This is a genomic window from Zoogloea dura, from assembly GCF_012927165.1.
GTDB classification, from domain to species: domain Bacteria; phylum Pseudomonadota; class Gammaproteobacteria; order Burkholderiales; family Rhodocyclaceae; genus Zoogloea; species Zoogloea dura.
On sequence record NZ_JABBGA010000001.1, the window covers coordinates 348,408 to 366,990 of the forward strand.

General features: G+C 53.9%; 11 protein-coding genes. 5 read left to right on the forward strand and 6 right to left on the reverse strand.

The window, feature by feature from the left end; translation table 11 throughout:
* Nucleotides 1-19: 19 nt before the first annotated feature.
* Both HHL15_RS01545 and HHL15_RS01550 read right to left on the reverse strand, forming a co-directional pair.
* On the reverse strand, nucleotides 20-628 hold the full coding sequence (locus HHL15_RS01545) for a 3'-5' exonuclease (protein WP_169144047.1): 609 nt from the start codon (nucleotides 626-628) through the stop codon (nucleotides 20-22).
* A 17-nt stretch (nucleotides 629-645) separates the two neighbouring features.
* Nucleotides 646-2,598, reverse strand: a complete 1,953-nt coding sequence (locus tag HHL15_RS01550) for a helicase-related protein (RefSeq protein ID WP_169144048.1) — start codon at nucleotides 2,596-2,598, stop codon at nucleotides 646-648.
* Between the two features lie 304 nt (nucleotides 2,599-2,902).
* On the opposite strand from HHL15_RS01550, the gene HHL15_RS26855 reads away from it, so the two are divergent.
* The 4 genes from HHL15_RS26855 (at nucleotide 2,903) to HHL15_RS01570 (ending at nucleotide 7,297) form a co-directional block, all read left to right on the forward strand.
* Nucleotides 2,903-4,126 (forward strand): tyrosine-type recombinase/integrase, encoded by a 1,224-nt coding sequence (locus tag HHL15_RS26855; protein WP_169144049.1) that lies wholly within the window; start codon nucleotides 2,903-2,905, stop codon nucleotides 4,124-4,126.
* A 287-nt stretch (nucleotides 4,127-4,413) separates the two neighbouring features.
* Nucleotides 4,414-5,904, forward strand: coding sequence for a diguanylate cyclase domain-containing protein (locus tag HHL15_RS01560; protein WP_169144050.1), 1,491 nt, complete (start codon nucleotides 4,414-4,416; stop codon nucleotides 5,902-5,904).
* Between the two features lie 556 nt (nucleotides 5,905-6,460).
* Nucleotides 6,461-6,613: a hypothetical protein gene (locus tag HHL15_RS01565; RefSeq protein ID WP_169144051.1), complete on the forward strand. Its 153-nt coding sequence runs from the start codon at nucleotides 6,461-6,463 to the stop codon at nucleotides 6,611-6,613.
* Nucleotides 6,614-6,895: 282 nt separating this feature from the next.
* Nucleotides 6,896-7,297, forward strand: a complete 402-nt coding sequence (locus tag HHL15_RS01570) for a bacteriohemerythrin (protein ID WP_169144052.1) — start codon at nucleotides 6,896-6,898, stop codon at nucleotides 7,295-7,297.
* Between the two features lie 46 nt (nucleotides 7,298-7,343).
* On the opposite strand, the gene HHL15_RS01575 is transcribed toward HHL15_RS01570, so the two are convergent.
* Nucleotides 7,344-10,397: a PAS domain S-box protein gene (locus HHL15_RS01575; protein ID WP_206198526.1), complete on the reverse strand. Its 3,054-nt coding sequence runs from the start codon at nucleotides 10,395-10,397 to the stop codon at nucleotides 7,344-7,346.
* Between the two features lie 246 nt (nucleotides 10,398-10,643).
* The gene (locus tag HHL15_RS01580; protein ID WP_169144053.1) at nucleotides 10,644-11,813 is read right to left on the reverse strand and encodes a methyl-accepting chemotaxis protein; all 1,170 of its coding nucleotides are present in this window, start codon (nucleotides 11,811-11,813) and stop codon (nucleotides 10,644-10,646) included.
* A 317-nt stretch (nucleotides 11,814-12,130) separates the two neighbouring features.
* Here HHL15_RS01580 and HHL15_RS01585 point away from each other — a divergent pair, with 317 nt between their 5' ends.
* The gene (locus HHL15_RS01585) at nucleotides 12,131-14,059 is read left to right on the forward strand and encodes a sensor domain-containing diguanylate cyclase (RefSeq protein WP_169144054.1); all 1,929 of its coding nucleotides are present in this window, start codon (nucleotides 12,131-12,133) and stop codon (nucleotides 14,057-14,059) included.
* A gap of 42 nt (nucleotides 14,060-14,101) precedes the next feature.
* On the opposite strand, the gene HHL15_RS01590 is transcribed toward HHL15_RS01585, so the two are convergent.
* Nucleotides 14,102-17,587, reverse strand: a complete 3,486-nt coding sequence (locus HHL15_RS01590) for a PAS domain-containing hybrid sensor histidine kinase/response regulator (RefSeq protein WP_169144055.1) — start codon at nucleotides 17,585-17,587, stop codon at nucleotides 14,102-14,104.
* 519 nt (nucleotides 17,588-18,106) lie between these two features.
* Nucleotides 18,107-18,508, reverse strand: coding sequence for an H-NS histone family protein (locus HHL15_RS01595; RefSeq protein WP_206198527.1), 402 nt, complete (start codon nucleotides 18,506-18,508; stop codon nucleotides 18,107-18,109).
* Nucleotides 18,509-18,583: the final 75 nt, after the last annotated feature.

An 18,583-nucleotide genomic window follows, 5' to 3' on the forward strand; every position in this document is an offset into this window, starting at 1 on the left:
TGGCAGCAGGCATCGCATATCAGCGACGCCGGCTGGCGATGCACTTCGCCAGCTGGTTCTTGGGCACCCGCTGAATCTGGCGCAGAAAGTCAGGGGACACTTCGGTCACGCCATGGCGCTGCTGCAGCTCTTCCTCGAGCCTGAGCAGCAGGCTTGCCGCCATCTCGGCATCGGCCAGCGCGCGGTGGTAACGGCCTGCGACGGGGAGCCTCGCATACTCGATCAGGGCCGACAGCTTGTGGCTCGGCGCCTGGGGGAAGATGCGCCGCGACAACAGCAGCGAGCAGATGAAGTCCTTCTGACGACCACGCTGGATGCGCGCCAGCTCCGCATCCCAGAACTTGCAGTCGAAGGAGGCGTTGTGGGCAACCAGCGGCAGGTCGCCCACAAAATCCGAGACGGCCTGCATGACTTCTGCTGCCGGCGGCGCCTGGCGGATCATCGCGTCGGAGATGCCGGTCAGCGATTCGATGAAGGACGGGATCCGGACACCGGCGTTCATCAGGCTCTGGTAGCGATCCACGACCTTCCCATCCTCCACGATCACCGCCGCGATTTCGGTTGCACGGTCGCCCTGGGCGGGCGACAGGCCGGTTGTCTCGAAGTCGATGACAGCAACAATTTCCATGTCTGCGTTACTCCCGCTCAGCGCCTGACCGGCCAGTACCAGCTCGGCACACCCTTGCGCCCGCCACCCACCCCCTGCCGGTAGCGGCTGCGCAGGTGGCCATCCACCACACCGATCCACGGCGCCAGGTGTTCCTCGGCCAGGTCATAGTCAACAAACAACTCCGGCAGGCGGTAGCCGAACCAGCGATAGGCGGCCAGCAGGCGCACCGTGATCTCGGCCTCCTCGAGGGAGGCCCGCTGCGGTGAAGGCGGCAGGAAATCCAGGCGGATGCGCTTGCCCTGGTGGGCTGCATAGGCCCAGCCGCGCCACACGCCGTCGATGGTCTCGTTCTGGGACGCCATGGGCGCCATCGAGAACACATGCTTGAGCTGCAGCGACAGGTTCTTCATGCAATCCAGCTGCGCGGCGCGGGCCAGCTGCTCTTCCGGCACATGGGGCTTGAAGAAGCCATCGCCGCAATCCGCATGCAACTGGAACAGGGACAGGAGGGCCTCGAGGCGGCTGTCACCCGACATGCGGGCGATCTGCTCAAGATAGGCGCTGCCAGCCGTTATCTGGAAACCCTGGGTCTCCAGGAAGGGCTGAGGCGCCTTCATCAGCGAGGTCACCACGGCGTGCTCGGCCGGAGTCAGCCCGGCCACCACGCCCTCCTCCTCCTGGTGCCCGAAGCGCCCTGCCCGGCCGCCGATCTGCTGCAGCAGCGAGGGCGGCAAGGTGTCCCGCGTCACCCCGTCGTACTTCTGGATGGCGGTGAACACCACCCGCTGGATCGGCAGGTTCAGGCCCATGCCGATGGCGTCGGTGGCCACCAGGATGTCCGCCCCGCCTTCGGCAAAGCGCCGCGCCTCACGCTCGCGCACCTCGGGCGACAGGGCGCCGTAGATGCAGGCGACCGACTTGCCCAGGGCCAGCAGGTCATCGCGCAGGTTCAGTGCATCACGCCGGGAGAAGACGATGAAGGCGTCACCCGGCCGCGCCCTGCGCAGCGCGCCGGCAGGCTCGCCGGCCAGCGGCTGGCCAACCACCAGCGGATGCTTGCGCGTCTTGCGGCGGATCTCCAGGGGCAGGCCCAGGCGGGCCGCCAGAGCCACGATGGCCGGCTCGGCCGAGAGAGCCCCCACCAGCCAGACCTCCGCCGCATTGGCCCCGACCACCGCCTGGGTCCATGCCCAGCCCCGGTCGGGATCGCTGAGCATCTGGATCTCGTCGATGACCGCCACCTCCAGTTCCTCGGACGGATCGAGCATCTCGATCGTCGAGGCGGTGACCCGGCTGCCTTCGACCAGGCGGCGCTCTTCGCCGGTGATCAGCGAGGCGCTGACGCCGAACTCTTCATTCAGGCGGGTGAAGGCCTCCAGGGCCAGCAGGCGCAAGGGGCCCAGGTAGACGCCCGAGGACACCGTCGCCAGGCGTTCGAAGGCATCGTGGGTCTTGCCGGAGTTGGTCGGCCCCAGCACCGCGATCAGCTTGCGCCGCCGCCGCCGGGCCGGAAAGGTATCGGGATAATCGGAGAGCTTGAGGCTGCGCCCGATCTGCGCCGCCAGGTCCCGGTGGCGCCGCTTGGCGCGCAGGTCATTGAGGGACTGAGCCAGCCCCTTGCCCACGCCGGCCAGGTCCAGGTCACCGCCGGACCAGTCGTCGCGCAGCTTGCGCAGATTGGGCTGGAGGCCTTCGGTAACGCAGGCATCCAGATAGGCGGCAATCTCCGCGATGGCCGACTCGAGCGCCTGCTCCAGGCGAGGCCCGTGTTCCTTGAGCATGGCCTGCTCCAGACCGTCCCTGATCTCGCCGGGCCGCCGGCGCCAGTGCGCCGCCTGCCCCAGGCAGGTCTCGGGGATGAAGCCGAAGATCCGGTATTCCGCACCTTGCAGGTTCACCCGCCGGCCGGCCGCGAGCCAGACCCTGTTGGCACTGATTGTCCGGGCAAAGCGAAGATCCATCGCCGGGCAGCTTGCTGGAACGTCCATGTCGGTTCGTGTGATGGCGTCTGGAAGCAGAGCCACGCGTTGGTCGGGAGATCAACAGCGCAGCGCGCTGTCCGGAAAAGCAAAAAGCCCTGATTGCTCAGGGCTTTTTGCTTGAAACAGGTCTTGGCGGAGAGTGAGTCCGCCTTGACACTGTCCAACAAAGTCCTAGAAATTCCAAGAGTGAATATTAACTTGTTGATTTATTGTACATCTATATGAATCTATATCCAAGCAGATCCAACAACAACCAGCTCAAGCCAGCCCTTCGTGGCATACTGGATGGCACACCACTCAGGAGCCACCCGTGGCCATCATTACCGACACCAAGGCCCGAAACATCAAACCGGACGATCCCGCCATCCCCCACGGCGGGATCACTGGCCTTGCACTCCACGCCACTCAAAGCAAGGGACGCGGCAAGTGGGTGCTTCGCTACGTCAGCCCAGTGACAGGCAAGCGTCGGAACGCCGGACTTGGAGCCTACCCAGAGATCAGCATCGCAGAGGTGGCAAAACGTGCATCTGCGATGCGCATCGAGCTCGCCGAGGGTAAGGATCCACTCGAGGAGAGGATCAAGCTCAAGACTGAAGCCACACCCACGATCCCGACCTTCAAAATAGCTGCGGAGACGCTTCACAGGGATCTCCTACCTGGATGGAAGAACCCTAAACATGGAATGCAGTGGATCAACACGCTCACGGAGTACGTTTTTCCCAAAATGGGTAGCAAGGTACTGAACGAGATCCAGCCTGGCGACGTTGCAGAGGTGTTGAAACCGATCTGGCTGACTAAAGCGGAGACGGCAAGTCGAGTCAAACAACGCATCCATGCGGTGATGGCTTGGGGGTGGGCTCATGGGCACTGCCAGTCGAATCCTGTCGACGTCGTAGGACACCTACTAGCTCAACAACCTGGCAAGGCGATTCGGACACAACACCATCCGGCTATGCCGTGGCGAGACATTCCAGACTTCATCCAAAAGCACCTCAGGCCGGGCAACCGACCTGAGGTGACACGCACATTGCTGGAGTTCATCATCTTGACTGCTTGCCGCTCTGGCGAAGCACGTGGGATGTCCTGGGCTGAGGTCGATCTGAGGAACAAGGTCTGGACGATCTCGGAAGAACGGATGAAGGCGAAGATCACTCATCGCGTTCCCTTGTCACCAAGAGCTATCGCCATCCTTGAGGCGCAAAGAGATCAACACAAAACACTCGTTTTCCCGTCGGTCCGCGATCGAGTAGAACTTTCGGACATGGCCATCACTTCCCTGCTTCGGCGACTCAAAGCTCACAGCGACACGCCTGGACGAGTCGCAACTGCTCATGGGTTTCGATCTAGCTTCCGGGACTGGTGCAGTGAGCAGGGATACTCTCGAGACTTGGCCGAACGCTCGCTAGCACACACCATCAAAGACAAAGTTGAAGCCGCTTACCACCGGACGGATCTACTGGAGCAGCGTCGAGAGCTGATGAATGCTTGGGCTAGGTATCTCAGCGGGGAAAATTTCAATGTTATCAAGTCTTAAACCCACCACGAATCAAGTTCAGGTGAGTATTTTTCATCATCTGAACCCACTTCGCGACTAAATATCGCTGGCGTTGTCGGACGTCTCGAGGAATGCGGCGGAACAGTAGGCGTCCCTGTTGCGTTTCGGGCTGGGTACAGAAGATGCTTTCGAGTCTTGAGTGGAGACTGGCAGCAGCTTGCTCACCGGGCGAGAGACATCCTAGATGCGTAAATCGCCAATAACGCAAGCGGCTGCCAAAAATTTGCTAATCTTGTAAAAATTCGCAAACAGGGAGAGGGGCTGGCATGAACACCGTGGAAATATTCCCCTGGAGCGCGAATTTAGAGACTGGAATCCCGGAGATCGACGTACAGCACCAACAACTGGTGAAGCTGATCAACCGACTAGCCGGTCATGTGGCTTACGAAGCCGACCTACCTGGGTTAGATGAAATCTTCGATGAACTCACGGCCTACGCCGAGTACCACTTCGCCACAGAAGAAGCCATCTGGCGTGAAGTTATGCCAGACGATCCTTGGGAAATCGAACACCGCAGAACGCATCAGACCTTCATCGCGGAGGTGATGCGCCTGCGTAGTAGCCACGATGGCATGTCAGACGACATGGCCATCGACGGCATACTCAGTTTCCTGTGCCAATGGCTCGCATTTCATATCCTCTACAACGATCGATGCATGGCTCAGGCGGTAATCGCCATCCAGCGTGGTCAGCGGCCTGAAGACGCCAAGCAGCAGAGCAGTGATTCGATGAACACTGCGGTGAGAGCACTGATTGAGACAGTGCTAGCCATGTATGACCGTCTCTCGAGCCGCACAATGCAGTTAGCCAAGGAACTGGCAACACGCAAGAAGTTGGAAGCCAAGTTACAACTGGCAGGTAGTGTGTTCGATAACACGCTGGAGTCCATCTGCATCGTCGATGCCGCTGGAAACATCATCGACGCCAATCCAGCGTTCTGCATGAGTTGTGAGATAGAGAGGTCTGTCTTGCTGGGCATGCCGCTCGGCGCCCTAAAATCTGGGCTCGGTGATGATGAGGGTGCTCCTGTCGCGTGGAGCACGGTGAGTAGTACGGGTCATTGGAGCGGCACCATCCAGAGTCGAACCCCAAGTGGGGAAATCACTGCCGAATGGCTCACACTTTCCGCCGTCCGTGACGCAAACGGAGACGTTGGACATTACGTCGCGGTGTTCTCTAGCGTAGGAGGGTTGATTCAGCGCCAGAATGCCATGGAGCACTGGGCTCATCACGACGCGCTCACAAGACTACCCAACCGCTTACTGCTCAAGGACCGCTTCGAGCAAGCCGTTGCTCAAGCAAACCGAGACGGCGCTCTCCTTGCGCTGTGCTATTTAGACCTCGACGAGTTCAAGCCGATTAATGATCACTTTGGTCACGCTGCCGGTGACCACGTGTTACAAGTCACCGCAGAGCGTATCCTCAAGGAACTGCGTGCTGCCGACACCGTAGCGCGTGTTGGTGGTGACGAATTTGTCATCCTCTTCAACGGAGTGCAACACGCTGGCGGACAACTGACCTACGTAGACCGGATCATCAGGACGATTCGGCATCCGATCACCCTCGAAAACGCCAATGGTAGCGAGTCGGTCCATGTGTCTGCCAGCGTCGGGATCAGTCTGTACCCCCTAGATGGGCACACACTAGATGAGCTTTTGCACCATGCAGACGAAACTCTCTACCGGGTTAAATCCGCCGGTAAGGGTAGCTATCAACTGTACTTAGCTAGGGGAAAGGAATCTCCGACCGTTACATAGTCCACCTGGGAACTACATAGGGATCGACCACGGACGCGCGCTACGGTGTAATCCGCATTTTAGGCACATCCTTCAAGATGGGACGCGCAGGAGCAACTTATACAGTTGGGTAAGTGGGCGCTCGGTTACCACCCGATTTTGACAAAGATGTTTTTATCGACGTATAAAAACAATCAAGTTCACAACGGTGTCAATGACAGTATTATTAAAGCTGTCTCCTCCACCCTCCTCCTTTGGTGTGGATTAAGCCTAGGCCCCAGTGTGCCTAGGCTTTTTTTTGTTCTTGGGGAGACCCTTGTACGGGTTTTCCCGTACAAAGCCATCCATCTGTGTTATCATCTCAAGAGATACGGAGGAGAGTAGGAAGAGCATCACCAAGACAACCAACATGATCGCATTCCTGCTGCTGGAGGGGATAGGGACTGCTCAGAATGCTGGGCAGTCCCTTTTTGTTATCTCATGCACTTCGCCTGTATGCACCCGGAGATCGTACTTCCCCCCAGCCGCTTAGCTCGCTAACCATAGTGTCCACTACGCATTAGAAGTGGACACTTCCATGACCCTCACCCCGCCGCGCCGTACCCGTCGCACCCATTCTGAAGCGTTCAAGCAGTCCCTGATCGAAGCGTGCGAAGCACAGCGCGTCGGTCAGCGGGGTGGCCTTGGCGAACGGAATCAACGCCAACCAGTTGCGACGCTGGATGCATGAGCAAGGCATCCAGCCGCCCGAGTTGTCCTGTCTGCCGTTACGTGTGGCGTCATCCGAGCCGATGGGCGGCTTTGTCCCGGTGCAGCTTTACCCACAGGTAGATACGCCCCATCCGGTTGGAACTGCATAAAGGTGCTGCAGTGGTCGCTGAAGGAGATAGCGACGTGAATAACTTGAGGTATAGACTAACCCCTACTCGGTAGGTGGTCGGGTGACCCAACGCGTAGAAGGTGTCGCTTCCCACCGAGCCAATAACGACAACGACAGAGAGCTAAACAAGTCATGATTCGGATTCCAGAGTGGAATATCAATCTCAGAACAGGTAACTCAAACATTGACTACCTGCACCAAGTGCTTTTGGTACTGGCACGCAAAACTATTCAGGCTTATGACGTAGCCGGATTGAGTAGCCAAGACTTTCATGAGAGCCTCAATCGACTGGCAGCGACGGCAGACGAACTCTTTTCGACTGAAGAAGCTGTGCTTGCCGCAGGGAAAGACCCAACGCTGCCCTGGCATCGGGCGGAGCACCAACATTTCCGGGAGCAGATCACCGAACTTCTTGTCTCGGCGTCCATAGGAAGGACGATTGATCGTGAAGGCCTATGCCGAGTTCTCATAGATTGGGCGACAACGCACCTTATCGAGACCGACGAGACTTTTCGCACTCCGAGAATCATTTAGTGCAACCACATGGGCGTCTATTCTTCAAGTACCCGCAGAAGAACGGTCAAGAGAAGATTGCCGGGTGCTTACGAATGGTTAGCCACTTTAGAAGGGTAGAAAAAAACTGCTCGGGATCAACCGGCTTGGTGACATAATCATTCATTCCTGCTTGAAGAGCTGATCTCAGATCATCATCAAAAGCATTGGCAGACATCGCCAAAATCGGAATCTCAGCCCAGCCGGGCAATACACGAATTTCGCGAGTAGCTTTTAAACCATCAACGCTGGGCATCTGGACATCCATAAGCACTAGATCGTAATATCGCTCCCTAGCTCTCTCAATTGCTTCACTGCCATCCTCTGCCACATCAACTACCAAGCCAACGCTATGAAGTAATTCAAGCGCCACTTCGCGATTAACCGCATTATCCTCCGCAAGCAGCAGACAGTAGCCATCCCCACATTCGCGTAATCGTTGTTCCGCGTTTATCTGTTCATCCTTCTCCTTTTCAGGCAGGACGCCATATCCTCTTAGAAGGTGAGCGGTGAACCAGAATGTGCTACCTTTGCCTGGAGTGCTCTCCGCACCAGCTTCACCACCCATCAATTCGGCCAGATGTCGGGTAATAGATAGCCCGAGACCAGTACCACCGTAGCGGCGAGTGGTGGAAACGTCAGCCTGAGTAAATGACTGAAAAAGTCGAGATAGGTTATCTGCATCTATACCGATACCGGTATCACTGACCGAAAATCGAACGATCACCTCATCTCCTGCATCTTCAATGAGCTCCGCTGAAAGCGTGATGCCACCTTTCTCTGTGAACTTTATGGCATTACTGGCGTAGTTGAGAATAGCCTGACGAAGTCGAACGACGTCACCTCGCAACCACACCGGCACCGAATCCGTATCGATCCGAATAAAAAGTCCTTTCGCGTGTGCGGCATCACCGAGGATGGAGCTGACGTTATCGAGCACAGTAGACAGATTGAAGTCCCTTTGCTCCAATTGCAGCTTGCCGGCTTCAATCTTCGACATATCAAGAATATCGTTTATAACTGAAAGCAAGTGCTTACCAGCGGCATCGATCTTACGAAGTCTTTCAGCCTGGAGCGGTGTAGCTTGCGCGCGTAGCAAGTGAGTGAGGCCTACAATTGCGTTCATAGGCGTTCGAATCTCGTGAGACATGTTCGCGAGAAAAGCACTCTTTGCTTTGTTAGCTGCTTCCGCCTGCTGCTTAGCCTGATAAAGTTCAGTAGTTCGAACTTGCACAAGCTCTTCAAGATGATGACGATGCTCGTCAAGCTCCCTCGCAACGCGCTTACGTTCCGTGATGTCTTCTTTAACAGCGACGTAATGAGTAACCCTCCCCGAAGAGTCTGAAACAGGCGTGATAGTTGCAAACTCAAAATACTCTGAACCGTCTTTACGCTTATTGTGAAACTCACCTTTCCACGAACGTCCTTCCGTCAATGCGTTCCAAAGATCTAAATATCGTTCAGGCGGAGTTTTTCCAGAGTGCAAAATACGTGGATTTTTTCCAATGACATCTACTCTATCGTAACCCGTCGCCCGAAGAAAAGAGTCATTAACATACTCAATTTCCGCATTCAAGTTCGTAATAACGACACTTTCCGGACTTTGCTCAACGGCCATCGATAATTTCTTTATCTCGTTCTCAACAAGAACTCTTTCTGTAATGTCATGAACGATCGAATAAAGAAAGTCTCGACCACCGATTTCAATCGGACCGCTAAATAACTCAACTTCCCGCACAGAGCCATCTGCGAGCCTATGCTGAAAACGGAAATGGTCGCGTTTCTGAAGCCTTGCTAACTGCATCTCCGCATAAATCTTATCTGGAGACAACATATTGATCTCCGATATATGCATGCGAGTTATCTTCTCTAGACTCCAGCCGTAATAGCGCACTGCTGCATTGTTCGCGCCTGCTATGACTCCCGTGACAGAGTCGATGATCACCATCACACAGCGACTACCCTGAAAAAGAGCGCGATACCTCTCCTCACTCAATTTAATCTCTTCAACCTGAGACTGTAGAGTACCAACCATTTTGTTAAAGCACGAACTCAGCTTAGCAAACTCGTCGGGAATATTAACAGTCGCGAGCCGTACCCCCAAATCTCCAGAGCCGGCTTTCTCTGCGGCGCTATTGATACTATCAAGCCATACCTTCAATGGCCTAAATAGCAATCGATAGGCAAGATTGAGAGAAAGACCAAATACTCCCAAAAGCAAAACTAAACGCAACAAGAACGTACGTTCAATGTCATGCATTATCATGCCGATGGGAGCAGAAACACTAGCAATGAGTTGCTTATTTGCAATCTCGAGCGGCTCAAGTATAAATAGTCGTTCCTGGCCGTCTAACCCCACCATAACGACTCGGCTTTTCTGCTTTTCCAACGCGTCCTTCAGGCGACTCTTGCTTTCCTCTAGCAATTGCCTGTTTCGCCACTTCTCGGGATTTGGATATCGTGAAATCACTTCACCAGACGCGGCAAACAAGTTGCTCGACCAATTCTCTGGCAAATCGTATCGAGCCGTCAAATTATCAAACCACGAAATGCCACTCGAAGCAAAAACCGCTGCAATAAATTTTCCCGAAGAATCACGAATAGGAAAGCCAAACGTAACCACTGGCAATCCGGACATCTTTCCAACTAGAAATTGACCGTGGGTTACGCCATGGATTGCTTTAACTTCTTGAAACCACGCTCGATCCTGCACATTAATAGGGGACTTAACTCCTAAAGAACTGCAAAAAACATCACCCTGCGAACTAACTGCACCAATATTTGAAAAATTTTCAGCAGAAGCATTCAGACGGCTCGCTAACTCGTTGCATTCAGCATGATCCAGGTCTCGCATTTCGTTAGCTTTAGCCATGATGGATAGCAACTGCTTGACCTGTCGCGCAGCCGCTTCTTGCTCGACTCGCAAGCTGGACATCATTAGCTTGGCTTGCGTCTCGATCCGATCTATCGACGCCTGACGCTCCGCGTAATAGTCGTAAACTACCAACGTGAGCATCGGAGCAAAGACAATCAATAAAACGATCCAGAAGCGCTTTTTCAATGACAGGGAGCTAAAATTCATGATATCCAGGGGATTCAAAGCTATCAGCAAAAAGACATTCTGAATCAGATCCAGCCGAATACATTAGAACTCGAGAAACCAATTATCTTCATTAGAATCAATTCTTTTCAATTTCAATAGAAATCGCCTGAACCGCTGCTACAACGCGTCGGGCATCGTTTCGAATATGCATTATTATGCTTCCTGCTGCGTTCGCGAGCGCGCCCCCTTCCGTGACCTGCGCCAGACCACTTTTCATGTTCTCGGTTACTTTTCGACTTTCACTTTGAATGGAGTTGACCATCTCGTAATTTCGGCCGTCGAACTAGCCGTTCGCTCCGCGAGACGTCGAACCTCATCCGCAACAACGGCAAATCCACGACCAGACTCCCCGGCACGTGCCGCTTCGATCGCAGCATTCAAGGCCAGGAGATTAGTTTGGTCTGCAATCTCCTTGATCGTATTTGTGATGGAGGAAATGCTGTTGGTGCGCTGACCAAGTGCAAATACCTCCGCGGCTGCGCGCTCAACATCATTGGCGATAGATTGAATTTTCGACACAGTTTCCAAGATTACGGCCTCACCTTCTCCGGAAATCTGCTCAGTTTCAACCGCAGCCGCTGATGCCATTTCGGCGCTTTCTCTCTCCGCTTCATTTCGTAGGAATTTCTGTGTTACATCAACTGCGGTCTTGACTATACGCTCTACTTTTCCGTCTAAACCCATAACGGGATTGTAGCTCGCCTCAAGCCACACTTTCTCACCCGACTTGTTGATCCGACAGAACTGTCCGCTCACGAATCTCCCGGCTTTTAGCTCTCGCCAAAATGCGTCGTATTCAGCGCTTTTTGAATACTCAGGATCGCAGAACATCCTGTGGTGCTGCCCGACAATCTCGCGCTCTGGGTATTGCATTACGCTCAAAAAGTTGTGGTTGGCCCTAAGTACCGTTCCATCCGGACGAAGTTCAACAACGGCCATGGAGCGCTCAATAGCCTCGACCAGCGCCTGTACCCGTGCGGACTCTTCAACGCTTGACGTAATATCCGACGCGAACTTAATGATTTTCGTGATCGCACCTTTGGTATCCCTGATTGGATTGTAGGTCACCTCCAACCAGACGATCCGGCCCGTTCGGTGACGACGCTTGACCCGACCTCGGAAGAACTTGCCGACTCGTAGTTCCTGCCAAAAAAGCCGATAGCTTTCCGAAAGAACATACTCCGAGTCACACAGGTTGGCATGCTTCTCCCCTACAATTTCATCGTGCTGGAAGCCCATCAAATCGCAGAAGTTCTTGTTTACTGCGATGACTACCCCATCAAGGCTCATCTCGACGACAGCAGTTGACTGATCCACCGCAGCACTGATTGCAGACAGCTCGGCGAAAACCTTCTCGAGTTCAGCGATTCTGGCCTTCAATTTTGCGTTGAACATGAGCTTTCCCCGTTCGAGCGGTATATTATAAAACTCGAACACAAAGACACCAGAAGCTATCAGTCCTCAATCATGGCCGTCGAACGGCTCCTGGCTCATTTCAAGAAAATTTCAGTGGCGTCAAGTCACACCGTCACGGATCTACCTGCGGCTTACAATCGATCCATTCAGCAGAATGGCACCTTCAGTACCGGCGAGACGCACGATGTGCCTACACGTATTGAATTAATCACAGATCCAGGAAAAAATTCGTGATTTTCATGGCACCAGTAACCTACTCTTAGCCAAGATGGCTTCTATCGATTACAGCCTTGCACATGATCGCGCCGCTCCTTCCCAATGAACAGCAACGGCTAGCCGCTTTGCGCAGCCTCGATTTGCTGGACACGCCGCCCGAACCGGAATTCGACCGCATAACCAAGCTTCTCGCGCGGTCTCTGCAGGTGCCCATCACGCTGGTTTCACTGGTGGATGAAAGCCGACAGTGGTTCAAGTCGAAAGTGGGACTGGATGTGCGGGAGACCCACCGAGATCACGCATTCTGCGCTCACACCATCCTGCAGGATAGTCCGCTCGTCGTTCCCGACGCTCAGCTGGACCCTAGATTTGCGGACAACAGGCTGGTAATGGATGCGCCGAACATCCGCTTTTACGCTGGCGCTCCAATCAGGTCGTCTTCGGGCCACAGGCTCGGTACGCTGTGTGCCATCGACAGTAAGCCGCATAACCTGTCTCAGGAAGAGTTGGACACCTTGTGTGATCTCGCCGCGCTTGTCAGCAACGAGATCCGGCTGAGAGAGCGTCTTTCATCGACGAGTGATCGCCTTGAGCGCTCGCGGGATGTGGCCAGGGCCAACGAGGCCCATTATCGTTCGATGTTCGAGCTGGCTTCGGTTGGCATTGCAATTGTTGCGGCGAACGGCGCCTGGATCAGTGTGAATGACGCGCTTTGCAAGATCGTTGGGTACCGGGCTGACGAGCTGATGGGGCTTACCTTCCAGGACATCACCCATCCAGACGACCTGAGCACGGATTTGCTGCTATTGGGGCAGTTGATCGATGACAAGATCGATCACTATCACATGGAGAAGCGATACCTGAGAAAGGATGGGCGGCCGGTCTGGATCGATCTGGGTGTCACCAAGAAGACCGACGACGCGGGTCGGATAGAGTATTTTGTGTCCATTGTCAAGGACATCGATTCCCAAAAGGTCGCGGAGGAAAGGCTGATTGCGCTGCAGCGCGGTCTGGAGAGCAAGGTTGAGGCACGGACTGCGGAGTTGCTGGAAAGCAACGGGCGATTGATCAAGGCGATCGACCAACAGCGGGACTCCGAACGGCAGCTTCGCAAGCGCGAGGCGGAACTAAGGACGGTACTCGAAAATGCGTACGATGCGTATATCGCCCTGGATCAGGCGGGCCTAGTCACCGCATGGAACCGTGAGGCCGAGAACATCTTTGGCTGGCAGATGGGCGAGGCCATCGGGCGTCCCCTGGAAGACCTCATCGTTCCACTGAGCATGGCCGAAATGCATCGCTCGGGCGTAAGCCGGTATCGCGCTGGCGGGCTGACCCGCATGCTGGATCAGCGCCTTGAGATCCCAGCCAGACGCAAGGATGGATCAACTCTGACGGTCGAAGCCCGGATCAAAGCTCTGGATATCGACGGCCAGATTATCTATAGCGCCTTTTTGCACGACATCACCGAACGGAAAGATGCTGAGATTCGTCGGGAACATGAGGCCCGTCAGGATGCCTTGACGGGCTTGTACAATCGCAGGGCCTTGGCAGAGATGCTCCCTCGGGCAATAGCAAGAGCAGACCGCAGTGGGAAACATCTAGGATTGCTCTTCCTAGACTTGGATGGATTCAAGGAGGTTAACGACAGCTTCGGTCATGAGGCGGGTGACAGAGTGCTTTGTCGGGTTGCGACGGAAATCAAAAAATGCATTCGCCAGACAGACAGCGCGGTACGCTTTGCCGGTGACGAATTTGCTGTAGTACTTGAAGGATTGATAGCAGGCTATCCAGACGCTTTACGCGTTGCTGAAAAAATCTTGGAAGCAATTTCTGCTTCCTGGAAGTACAACAATCACGAAGTGCAAGTCGGCGCAAGTATTGGTGTGGTTGTCCATATCCCTGGAGAGGAGCAATCGCCAGCTGCTCTACTCAAAGAAGCCGATCATTGGATGTATCGGGCTAAACATGCTGGCAAGGGTTGCGTTTTGTCTCCCTATTTCAAGTAATCTCCCTAAGTTGGTGCTCAGTATTTAGTTCTCATTTTAGAGTCATGCTTGACTGAGAAATATATGCGCTTCTCGAATAACTTCGAGTAACTCCTGTCGAGCACCCTGTAGCGTAGTTTCAAGCTCTTCACCTGCCTGTTCGAATTCAGTGAGATTCTGTAGGCGTTCAGCGAATTTTCTCAAAGACGTCGCACCAATCTGTGATGAGGTCCCCTTGAGATTGTGAGATAGAAATCTGGCGCCCTTCCAATCTTCGCTTCGCACGGCGGCAATGATCTGCTCAACTGCGCCGGCGTGTCTGAAAACGAAATGTTCTATTACTTGGTAATACAACTCTTCATTGTTCGAAACTTGACGTAGACCTCTTTGATAATCGAGATGAGCTTGCGGAGCACATTCTTCGATCGAAGAGCCATCTGGTACAGTCTCTTTAGACTCATCGGACACATGCGATGGCACCTGCCCCACCAGCCACTTTCTCAGCATCGCATTGAGCTTCAAAGGGTCGATGGGCTTGCCGATATGATCGTTCATCCCAGCTTCAATACAGTGCTGTCGATCCGAAGCCATGACATTTGCTGTCATTGCTATGATGGGAAGACTCTTCAAACGTTCGATGGCTCTGATCATCCTGGTTGCTGCCAATCCATCCACTACCGGCATTTGCATGTCCATGAAGACCAGGTCATAGGTGGCCTGTTGAACCATTTCGACGGCACATGCACCGTCGGAAGCGATGTCAACATCAATGCCCAAAGAAGTCAGCAACCCTTTCGCCACCTCCTGGCTCAGCTCGTTGTCTTCCGCAACCAGCACTCTCCTGCCTAGAAACTCCGCGGCCACTCCAGTAATCTCCGCACCAACAGCGGATACAGACGGGGATTCCGACACCCTTCCAAATTGATGCATCACAGCGTTAAACAACGTAGACGCTGTGACGGGTTTGGTCAGAACTTCCTTGACCCCTTCCTTTGCAGCAACGCTAGTAACTTCGTCTCGGTCGTAGGCCGTTACGATGATGGTCGCCGGAGCTTCGTGACCAAGCATTGCAGGAATCTCGTGAGCGACCTGAATCCCATCCATGTCCGGCATCTTCCAATCAAGGACTATCAGGTGATAAGGCTTGCCTGCCAGCTCCGCTCTCTGAATTTCCGCCAGCGCATCCTCACCTGTAGCAACAGACCGGGTACTAAAACCCATATTGCACGACATCTCCTCAAGAACCTCACGTGCATGGGTGTTGTCATCCACGATTAGGGTACGCAAAACGCGCAAATCCGGGTGGTCCAAAAACTCGCTCTCACGATTCTCCCCTACGTCAAGCCGAGCGGTAAAGTTAAACACGGAACCGTGCCCAGGTAGACTCTCGACAGTGATATCACCGCACATTAGGCGAGCTAGTCCCAGCGCGATGGCAAGACCTAGCCCACTACCGCCGAAGCGCCGGGTTGTTGACGTATCCGCCTGGTGAAAGCTCTTGAAAAGTGTTTGCTGCTGTGTCTCGGAAATTCCAATTCCGCTGTCGCAAACAGAGAACTTAAAAATGCACCACTCCGCTGATCTCTCCTCTACTGATACAATAAGCTCAACGTAACCAGTTTCAGTGAACTTGATCGCATTACCGATCAAGTTAATCAAGACCTGTTCAAGGCGAAATACATCTCCAACCAGTTGAAGCGGGACATCAGGTTTGATGTTAACAACGAACTCCAGTCCTTTACCCGCCGCTTTTTCGCCGAAAATAGACGAAAGGTCATCGATAACCTTCTGCAAAGAAAAATTATCATGTTCAAGGATAGTTTTTCCAGCGTCGAGCTTACTGTAATCGAGTATATCGTTAATGACAGAGAGCAAGTGCTGACTGGCCCCACTGATTTTTTCCAGGTACTCAAGAACCTTTGGTGGAGGATTGGCCTTTATTGCTAAGTGAGTCATGCCGATCACGGCATTCATCGGAGTACGAATCTCGTGAGACATGTTCGCGAGAAAGGCGGCCTTTGTGCTTGCTGCATCCTCAGCGATATTGCGAGCACTGGCCATTTCTTCTAATGCCCGACGTTCAACACTAACGTCTTCAAAAGTACCCGCAAAACCTCTTTCAGGATGGTTGGGATACAAGGCTCTCACACTCATGCGGCACCAAAAAGTGCTTCCATCTTTGCGCACGAGCTGGCGCTCTTCTGAGAGGTAGCCTGTCTCGGTAAGCGCGGCGGTCAGCTTCTGATTAACCTCTGCATGAATGAGCGGGTCCGGGTACAGGATGCTCGTGGCTTTGCCCGACAACTCTCCCGATTCATAGCCAAACAGCTCTTCCATGGTCTGATTGCAATGGACGATGAGCTGATCGCGGCTCAGGATGATACCCACCGTCGCCGCATCGAAGACGGCCTTTTGCTCGCAGGCGATCGCGCGCTCTTGCGTGATGTCCGCGATGGTGGCCAGAGCCGCACCATAGGGATCGGTGGGCACCAGAAGACGAATCGAGATATGTGCGAGGAAGCGGGTGCCGTCCTTGCGGAGCAGTTCCTGTTCACGATGAACGGTAACTCCACCTTGCAAGGATCCATAGACATGCTCTCCCGCCGCCATGAATTCGTCGGCGCTCTTGTACCAATCCCTCGTCGACTGCCCAATCAACTCACCTTCCGCACAGCCGAACAAGCTCTCGAACGCACGATTGCACTTCAGCACGACCCTGTCTCGTAGAAGCACGATGCCGATGGGCGCTGCGTCGAAGATCGCGCTGAGCTCTATAGTGCGTTGCTGTACCTGCTCTTCCAGTTGATCGCTGTAGTGCTCCAGGTTGGCCTGTGCCTGCTTGATCTCGGTGATGTCTCGCGCAACGCCGTACAGGCCGATGAGAACACCAGCATCGTCGTGGATGGGGTACTTGCGGTTATCCACCCAACCCCGCTTACCGTCCCGGGTCAGGGTCTGCTGGATATCCTGAGCACTATCACAGCCATTGAAAACCGTCTTCTCCAGGCGGTAATAAATGTCAGCATAGGCTTCAGGAAAAACGTCGTAGTCTGTCTTTCCGATGAAGTCGGTCCAATGCGAGACCGGCTCACACAGAGAAACTAAAGTCTGGCTGGCTCCGGTGAACACATGGTTCCGGTCCTTGAAGTAGATGAAATCATCGGTGTTCTCGAGCATCGCCCGAAGCGTCGGAATGCTGGCGGCGTCCGGCATCGTGCGTGGCAGACTTTTCGCATCTTGGAGCAACAAATGCAGCTCGACGCCACCACTGTGAGACGTGCAGCGTGAATATTCTGCCCGTATGCAGCGGATACGCCCATCCAAGTGTCGAATCCGGATATTGGTCGATTGAGGTGCCGAGGTGGGACCAGGATGAAACATCTGCTGAACGATATCCGAGTCGTCAGGATGTATCAAACGACATAGGTGCACCGAGCCACAAACTAGGTCGTCAACGCCATAGCCAAGCAGATCAGCGACGTTCGGGTCGACGGAAAGGACACGCAACCGAACCCCAAGGCCTACTGACATGCGCACTTCGAGCATCATTCGTTTTCCTAGTGTTACGCAGGCATATCACCAAGGCTACATCATCCATGATGACGATGCATCAGTGTGAAACTTGACCGATGGTCTGACGCGAGCCTTCGCGGCCCACACCTGCCCGACGATCGATACGGGTACCATGTCGTCCACACCCAACGGATGGAGAAGGTCAATATGGATCAGCTGCAAAGAATACGAACACCGCCTACAGGCTCTTCAAGCATCTCAAGCGCGAGAACAGGAGTTGAAGAGCCAAATCGCGACGCAAAGAAGCCCTAACAAAAAATAGCCATTCCCCCCTGTTCACACAGGCCTGATTTGGTTAACCTTGGCCTTGTTTCTTTGAGCAAAGGACATGGCCAAAGCAATTGTTGACGACGATCTGTGGGCACTGATCGAAACGTAACATTTCCCCTCAAAACTCCATCTGCGCAAATATCCACGACGCAAGCAGTATAGTAACAGAGCCGTTCAAACTAACTTATTGTCAAACAGCCAGGATGCCTGTTAATCGTGCATGCTTCACGACTTTATCAATAAACTCTCTAGAGACCCACCACTTTGGAGATGAGCTTTAATCCACCCTGGTTGCCGCCCCATGCCAGTCCAAGTCTGATCATGATCGTCAGGGTTCTGGTACTTCGGGTTACCCTTGACTTTAGCCTCAGCAGATCCACGCTCACCGCGTACTTTTTTTGAAATACCAGAATTGGGCTTTACAGTCATCCCCAGCGCATTTGCAAGCTCCTCTTTACTAAAACCGAGTCCATTCAACTCATCAACTATTCTTTTCAAAGCCTGCGCTGAGGCATCGTCTTTAGCTTTTTTTAACTCAGCTTTTTTCTGATCCAGATCATGCATCAAAACGCCCAGCTGCTTCTCGAGATCATCAACTTCAGACTGTATAACCGCAATATCGCGCATATGAATACCTATCAGGGAATAAGTAAAAACTTATCAATCAAGACTCATTACTCATACGAGATAAAACCACAACTC

Excerpts from the sequence above, each read along its gene's own strand:
- HHL15_RS01585 (WP_169144054.1), top strand. The coding sequence starts at position 12,131 with ATGATCGCGCCGCTCCTTCCCAATGAACAGCAACGGCTAGCCGCTTTG.
- HHL15_RS01550 (WP_169144048.1), bottom strand. The coding sequence starts at position 2,598 with ATGGACGTTCCAGCAAGCTGCCCGGCGATGGATCTTCGCTTTGCCCGG.
- HHL15_RS01595 (WP_206198527.1), bottom strand. The coding sequence starts at position 18,508 with ATGCGCGATATTGCGGTTATACAGTCTGAAGTTGATGATCTCGAGAAG.
- HHL15_RS01560 (WP_169144050.1), top strand. The coding sequence starts at position 4,414 with ATGAACACCGTGGAAATATTCCCCTGGAGCGCGAATTTAGAGACTGGA.
- HHL15_RS01545 (WP_169144047.1), bottom strand. The coding sequence starts at position 628 with ATGGAAATTGTTGCTGTCATCGACTTCGAGACAACCGGCCTGTCGCCC.
- HHL15_RS01565 (WP_169144051.1), top strand. The coding sequence starts at position 6,461 with ATGACCCTCACCCCGCCGCGCCGTACCCGTCGCACCCATTCTGAAGCG.
- HHL15_RS01570 (WP_169144052.1), top strand. The coding sequence starts at position 6,896 with ATGATTCGGATTCCAGAGTGGAATATCAATCTCAGAACAGGTAACTCA.
- HHL15_RS01575 (WP_206198526.1), bottom strand. The coding sequence starts at position 10,397 with ATGAATTTTAGCTCCCTGTCATTGAAAAAGCGCTTCTGGATCGTTTTA.
- HHL15_RS01580 (WP_169144053.1), bottom strand. The coding sequence starts at position 11,813 with ATGTTCAACGCAAAATTGAAGGCCAGAATCGCTGAACTCGAGAAGGTT.
- HHL15_RS01590 (WP_169144055.1), bottom strand. The coding sequence starts at position 17,587 with ATGATGCTCGAAGTGCGCATGTCAGTAGGCCTTGGGGTTCGGTTGCGT.